Origin of the sequence: Parafrankia soli, assembly GCF_001854695.1 — a bacterium.
GTDB classification, from domain to species: Bacteria; Actinomycetota; Actinomycetes; order Frankiales; family Frankiaceae; genus Parafrankia; species Parafrankia soli.
In genome coordinates this window covers 1-2,933 of sequence record NZ_MAXA01000108.1, presented here as the reverse complement: position 1 = coordinate 2,933, position 2,933 = coordinate 1, and the positions used below count along the sequence as shown (strand labels likewise).

Here is a 2,933-nt window from a genome sequence, read left to right as displayed (position 1 = left end):
CACACGATGTCTGGTAAAGCGCCGCAGCCGTGCCGACGTGATCTACCAGACATCGTTTCCGCCTACTGAGCGCTCCGCGCGCTTCCGTCGCTCATGATCGGGTAGCCCGCCCAGGCGCCGATCTTCATCGGGCCGGTCGAGGGGTGGTCGTGGGTGCGGGGATCGTGGGCGGCGTCCTCGACCACGAACCGTTCTCCGGCCAGGTCGATGAGGTGATGGCAGAAGCTGTTGCGCACCGGGCACTGCCGGGTTGCCGCCGTGCGGGCGTCGACACCGAAGGAGGATTTCCAGAATGAGCGGTGGGCATCGACGAGGGTGATGAACGCCCGTCCGCAGCCGGTCATCGTCGCGGCAAGGCCGGCCAGGTCGTCGTAGGCGGTCTCCGGATCGGTGTCGAGGAGCCCGGTCGCCGCGACCGCGGCGAGCCGTCAGGGGTCCGCGAGTGCTGCGGGCATGCCCTCGGCACGGACTCCCCAGGTAGACAGCGCGCCGTCCATCGCGGTGTCTCACTCCCGCCTGTACGTCCCGCGCGGACACGACCCCGAACAGGGGCTGCCGGTATCCGCGTGGCGGGCGTCAAGAGTTTCGACGCTTGGCGGTCACGATAGCCTGCATGGCCCCGGGCAGGACGGACTCGACCTGACGAACCGGTGCGTTCCGTGCCCTGGAGATCCGCGGGACGCGGATCGCAGGGCGCGGATGGTAGGGCTGCGCGACGGTGTAGTCGTCGCCGTTGAGGCAGACCAGCAGGTGACCTGCGTGGCAACCCGCGGCGTGTAGGCCTCCGCAGGCCCCACCACGTGGTGGTGTCGGCCTGCGGAGGCGTTGGTAGCTGAACGTGCCGGGAGCGCTGCCGGCCGCTCCCTCCAGCTGGGGACTGCTCGCAGGCGTCCGGGCTTCGCGGGACGCCAGTCCCCTCACGATCGGACGGCCGGCGACGGGGCAGGCCCCCGTCGCCGGCCGTCCGGTCATCCCGGGCAGTTGGATGTCACCCTCGGCGAGGGCGTCCGCCGCTCACCACAGCGCTGTGTATCGCGCGGCGGCTGCCGCGTTGCGGTGGGTGCAGGTCGGGCTGAGTGGTCCGTACAGGTTGGAGCCGACGTTACCCGGAGCGCAGACGTTGAAGTACATCTCGTAATAGAACGTCCCTTGGCCAGCCCTGGCCCGGAACCAGTCGTTCATCCAGCTGACGAAGTTGGCGTTGTCTCCCCCGCCGTTCGTCCCGGAGCCGGGCGCGACGCCCCATTCTCCGACACCGAACAACTTGCCGTGACTGCGGGCGAAGTTGTACAGCCAGGTGATACCGCCCTGGGCGTTTGCCTGCGCGGTGAATTCGGCGAACGTGCGCGAGGGGGGGTAGTGGTCGTAGTCGTCGATCCCGATGATGTCCACCCACTGGTCACCGGGGTATATGTCGAGCGGGTTGTGGCTTGGGGGGTTCTGGGAATAGTGGGCGTTGATTGTCCAAGAGAGCTGCGGGTCCGGAGTCGCCGTCGAGTTGATCGCGTCGGCGATGTGGCGCCAGCAGTTGATGTATGCGGTGGGGTTGGTCGCGGACCATTCGTACCAGTTGCCGTTGGCTTCCCAGGCGAGACGGATGATGGAGTTCTGCCGCCCGGTGGTGTTGAGGGTGTTGCCGAACGTCCGCCAGTACGAGTCGTAGGCGCCGGTGGCACAGGCGGCGAGGGAGTTGCCCTGGCCTTCGGGGAAGGGTGGTACGGAGATGACGAGCCGTCCGGGCCAGCCTGCGTAGTTGGTCTGCGCGAAGGACGGTTCGACGATGTTCGCCCAGCTGTTGCGGGCCACGTAGGTGTGGGCCAGGTCGCAGGGTGTCCCCCGGGTGTCGCAGAAGGCGTCGGTCACCGAGGGGACCATGAGCGCGTTGGCCCAGATGCCGGACATCCAGGGCAGCCCTKACCGGAATCCGAGGGGCGGCGTGTCGCCGGCGTCCGTGCCGATCACCATCCGGTCGAAGGCGACCAGTGTGCTGGGAGACGAGGTCCCGTGCCGCCCGGTGTTGGTGATCGTGGCGGTATGAAGCTGGACGTCCAGTGGGGAGGCTCGGTAGAGCAGTATCGAGGTTGGGACCGGAGCATACGTGTCCACCGTGGTGGGTGCTCCGCCGTCGATGCTGACCGAGGCTATGCCACCGTTCGGGTGGCCGACGCCGTAGATCGCGACCTCGGTGCCACTGAACCGGATCGAGGCGGTCGCGCCACGGTCGTAGGAGAGGTGGTAGGTGCTGTCCTCGGTCGTGGGTGGGCAGGCCGTGCACACCGACCAGCTGCCGACGTAGTTGACCGGCCCGAGACCGGTGCCGACGTTGGTGTCTTCAATGACGCTCGTCGTGATCTGCGCGGTGGCCATGCCCATCTGTGCCGTGGCGAAGGCCAGGATCAGTGTGACCGCGAAGACCAGTCCCCGCGCCACTCGCAACCCCGGCTTATACCGACTCCTCCCTGGAAGATGACTCCTCCGCGGGATACGCCATGAGCGGCCTTGGTGTCGATAATAGGAATGGTCTCGACCTGTCGTCCCATCGCGCTCAGATGGTCCCGAATCTGACATCTTCACCGCCAATTCTCGTCGGCTCCCAGGCGGCTAAAACCGGCCTGTCCGCCTGGTTCCCCTTTGTTTCGACGACGCTGAGAATAACGCCTTCATCTGGGCCGGCCGGGGATCCCGGGCCGGGTCGCGCGACGTTTCCTCCACGCCCGACGGTGATGCGACGGAACTTTAAAGGCCGAGCCCGCATTACAGCCCTTTCCGCACTATAAGAAACGTCAAACTTGCTGGGCGTCTGGGCTGGTTTCGCAGGGGACGGCGACCCCGTGGTCAGGGATTTGCCGATTAATAAGATCCGTTCTTGATGTTGTGGATCAGGTTGGTGAGGTCCTGCGCGGTGGGCGCGGTGATCGGCGCGGGTCGGATGC

The 2,933-nt window shown here is 66.7% G+C and carries 1 protein-coding gene and 1 pseudogene; both read right to left on the bottom strand.

Going from position 1 to position 2,933, the window contains the following annotated elements:
• Positions 1-62 precede the first annotated feature (62 nt).
• Positions 63-377, bottom strand: a pseudogene (locus tag BBK14_RS10425) (GAF domain-containing protein); the annotation flags it as partial.
• Positions 378-1,014: 637 nt separating this feature from the next.
• Positions 1,015-2,430, bottom strand: a complete 1,416-nt coding sequence (locus BBK14_RS10420) for a glycoside hydrolase family 26 protein (RefSeq protein ID WP_241831378.1) — start codon at positions 2,428-2,430, stop codon at positions 1,015-1,017.
• Between the last annotated feature and the right edge of the window lie 503 nt (positions 2,431-2,933).